This window comes from Deinococcus sp., assembly GCF_018260405.1.
Classification (GTDB): domain Bacteria; phylum Deinococcota; class Deinococci; order Deinococcales; family Deinococcaceae; genus Deinococcus.
In genome coordinates this window covers 1-3,591 of sequence record NZ_JAGLBG010000152.1, presented here as the reverse complement: position 1 = coordinate 3,591, position 3,591 = coordinate 1, and the positions used below count along the sequence as shown (strand labels likewise).

Sequence of the window (3,591 nt, the reverse complement as noted above, 5' to 3'; positions counted from 1 at the left end):
GGGGGCCGCAATTCCACTTTTACTGGCACTGACACGGAGCTGGGCCACAGTCATGGTGGCCTGGGGGCTGTCCGATTTGGCGTCGCCGGAACACTGGTTGGCGGCGGCTCCGAGCAGGTTGGCCACCGTGGCACTCTGGCGCTGGTTGGTGGCAGGCGCGGTAGTTAGGTCGAGGGTAAAGGCCCCGGAAGAGTTCAGCGTGCTGCGGCTGATTTCGCTGGCCGCGCCGCCCGTCAGGGGAGCGGCTTCCAGAATCACCTGCCCCGCGCCGCCCGTCCAGGCTTTGGTGGTCATCGGATAACTGAAGTTCATTGGCTCGGTCAGGGTGCCGCTTACGGCTTTCAGTGGTTCGGGAACGGTGAGGGTCACTGACTGTTGGATTCGGTCCTGGTTTCCGGCGGCGTCATAGGCCACGACCCGGTAGATATAGGTGCCACTTGCCGGAACCGTATCGGTATAGGTTCCCGAAAATGGGGCCGTCAGGATGGTCTTGATCGGCACAAAGTTGTCTATACCGTTGTCTGTGTCGTCGCGCTCGATCACCAGTTTCGTTACCGCGACGTTGTCGGTCGCGGAATACCCCACCTGAACCTGACTGGGGTCGGTGTAGTCGGAAGGAATACTGATCGTTGCGACCGGATGGATGGTATCCGACGAGTTGGTTGCGCAGGCCGTCAGCACAAGGGCAGCGGTCAAAGCTAGCAGGATGGGACGCATGAGACCAACTTAAGGTAATTGCCCGAACAAATGATGAACAAGCCTTGTAAAAAACGTCACATTTCCGGCTGCTTAACTGCTGCTCCCGCCAGCACTCTCAAAGCCGAAAAAGCCAGAGCAAAGGCCCTGGCAATGGTCTGGAACAGCTTTCAGTTCTCAGCTTTGGAGGTTCGCTCGGGGGGCTGAGGTAGCCATCCGGCAGGCTTTTAGAGCAGTTCTCCGAAGTGATGGGCATGTCGGAACAACACCGCCGCCCCCCTTCATTTTACGTCCTGCTCTTTCTTGTTCACTCGTTCCACTCGGCAAAAAGATCGTGCTCTTTTGACCATCTTTTTGCAAACTGCTCTAAGACCTGTCGTTTTCGCCTTCCGGAATACTGGCAAATTCGCCGCGCCGCGCCGCTCGTTTATCTTCTTCGGCTTCCTCGGCGATTTCATAGGCTTTGATGATCCGTCCGACCAGGGGGTGGCGCACCACGTCTACGTCGGTAAACTCGTGCCAGCCGATGCCGTCGATCTTGCTCAGTACCCGCTTGGCGACAGCCAGACCGCTGGTGATGTGGCGCGGCAGGTCAATTTGGGTCACGTCGCCAGTCACGACCACCTTGCTGGAAAAGCCCATGCGGGTCAGGAACATCTTCATCTGCTCGCCCGTGGTGTTCTGTGCCTCGTCGAGGATGATAAAGGCGTCGTTCAGGGTGCGCCCGCGCATAAAGGCCAGCGGCGCGATTTCGATAATGCCGCTGGTCAGGTACGCCTCGAACTTTTCCTGGTCGAGCATGTCCTGAAGCGCGTCGTACAGTGGGCGCAGGTAGGGGTCGATCTTGGCCTGGAGGTCGCCGGGCAAGAACCCCAGTTTCTCGCCCGCTTCGACCGCCGGGCGCGTCAGGATAATCCGCTTGACTTTCTTGGCCTTGAGCGCCTGCACCGCCATGGCTACGGCCATATAGGTTTTCCCTGTCCCGGCAGGCCCGACGCCGAAAGCGATGTCCGACTGCTCGATCAGGTCGAGGTACAGCTTTTGCCCCGGCGTTTTGGGCTTGAGGCCGCGCGGCAAGCTCAGGCCCGTGACCTGGGTTTCGGCTGCCAGACTGCGTCCTTCGGTGCTTAGGCGGGCCGAGCGCAGCAGACTTTCGGGGGTCAGTTCGCCGCCACTTTTAACCACATCCAGCGCGTCGCGGATCATGCGGCTGGCGTACTGCACGTCCGGCGCGTCGCCCGTGACCGTAATGGTTTCGCCGCGTGCCACGATCTTGGCCTTAGTCAGCTCGCGCATCCGGCGCAGATTGGCATCACCCGCTCCCAGCAGGGCAAAGGCCTCACGTTGGTCTGCCAGATTCACGGTCTCTGTAGCGGCAGGCGCGGGCGCGTTGAGGCTGGCGTTCGGGTTAAGGTCGGTCAAAGTCACTCCTGTTCGGGCCATAAAGACCACAGTCCTCCCCGCAGCAGTTCAGGGGAGGGAAGAGGGCGGATAAGGTCATTCGGATGCGCCCATTGTGTGCCGGGGCCTGTCAGGGCTAGGTATGTTGAGGCACAATTTCAGCCGAATTAGGCCTGGGTTACAGAAAAGATCAAGGGGAGCGTCACCGGCCCTCATTGTGCCGGGCGCGGCCTTCAAAACCATGTGCCGAATGGCTGAGAGAAACGTCCGTGTTTCTCTCAAACACCCGTGCCCAGCTCAAGTTCTTCTACCCGCTTTGCACTGAAAAACAGATCGGACACCCAATCTACTTCTCGAGGGCCGTATCCGTTACCTACTTGAAGGCTTGGTTATTCTTGAAGGTCGTATCGAGCCATTCTTGGTTGGTGAGCCAGCCGATGTCCCGCTCCGTGATTTCCCAGATGATGATCTTGGGAGGCGACTTGGCAAAGTTCTGACTGGTCAGGTAGTCGCCCAGCGCTTTCCACGGGCCAAGGCCAGAAACAGCCCGATTCAGCACGTCTTTATGCAGGTTATAGGCAAGAGAAGGCACGAAGCTGCCGACAGCCGAGTAACTTGCCCCAACTTCCACAATCTGGGGCGAAGGCGTATCTGTGGTCAGAGTAGAGGCCAAGGCCAAAGATTCGGCGGAGATTATTTTGGTGCTCTCGGGAGGGTAGTTGACCCGCTGCGCCGCGCTGAGCTTCAGCATGAGGTCGCCCTGATGAGTGCTGGTTGTCCTAGACAGTTTGTAGTTCACGTCGGGCACTTTGGAAAGGTCGATCAGGCGGGCGACCGCTTCAGCTATAGGTTTGGCGGCCACAAAAGCGCCTTCGTCGTTCCAGTGCGAGTCCTGCCGGTAATACAGCAGCGTAGGCAAGGACTTGGCCTTATCAGGCAAGTCAGTATTGAGGTCTACCGTATGCACCCCGGCCTTGCTGAGGTCGGCAATCACTTCGCTGTACCTATTTTTGATGTTGGCAGGTAGCGGCTGAGGTAAATACTGTTCGTAAATCCGGGCCTTAATAGGAGAAAGCGTGACCAGCAGTTGGATGTTCTTGCGCCTCAACTGCTCTGAGACGTAGGCAATCGACTTGATGTTGGGTCTGTAGTCGGAGAATTTCAGCTCGGGTTCGTAGAACAGCCAGCCTGATTTGCCCACTAGGACAACTCTCGCGTCGTCATTGACCTTGACATTCTGGTTCTGCTCGGGAGCCTGCGAGACTCGGGTCTGCGCCGCCCGTTGAGCCGTCTCGGCAGTGTTGGGCCGTGCCAGGGCGTTGGCGGTTCCAGCCAGTAGAAGCGCAGAAAGAAAAAGCCGCATGGTTCGCAGTCTAGAAGTGGCGGGATGATGAAAGATGATAGAAGTCCTTGCAACGCTTAGAGGCTGTCTGAGGCCCTAACCATGGGAAATGTTTTAGGCTTTAACGGTGGAACGCGCAGCTTACCCTAGCG

Annotated in this window: 3 protein-coding genes; all 3 read right to left on the bottom strand. The window is 58.1% G+C overall.

The annotated features are described in order from the left end of the window. Nucleotides 1–696: hypothetical protein (locus QZ269_RS12395; RefSeq protein ID WP_291427016.1), on the bottom strand; the 696-nt coding region annotated here is incomplete at its 3' end. Nucleotides 697–1,062: 366 nt separating this feature from the next. Continuing rightward, nucleotides 1,063–2,139, bottom strand: a complete 1,077-nt coding sequence (locus QZ269_RS12390) for a PhoH family protein (RefSeq protein ID WP_291427015.1) — start codon at nt 2,137–2,139, stop codon at nt 1,063–1,065. A 331-nt stretch (nt 2,140–2,470) separates the two neighbouring features. Then, complete coding sequence (locus QZ269_RS12385) at nt 2,471–3,460, bottom strand: hypothetical protein (protein ID WP_291427014.1); 990 nt, start codon at nt 3,458–3,460, stop codon at nt 2,471–2,473. Nucleotides 3,461–3,591: the final 131 nt, after the last annotated feature.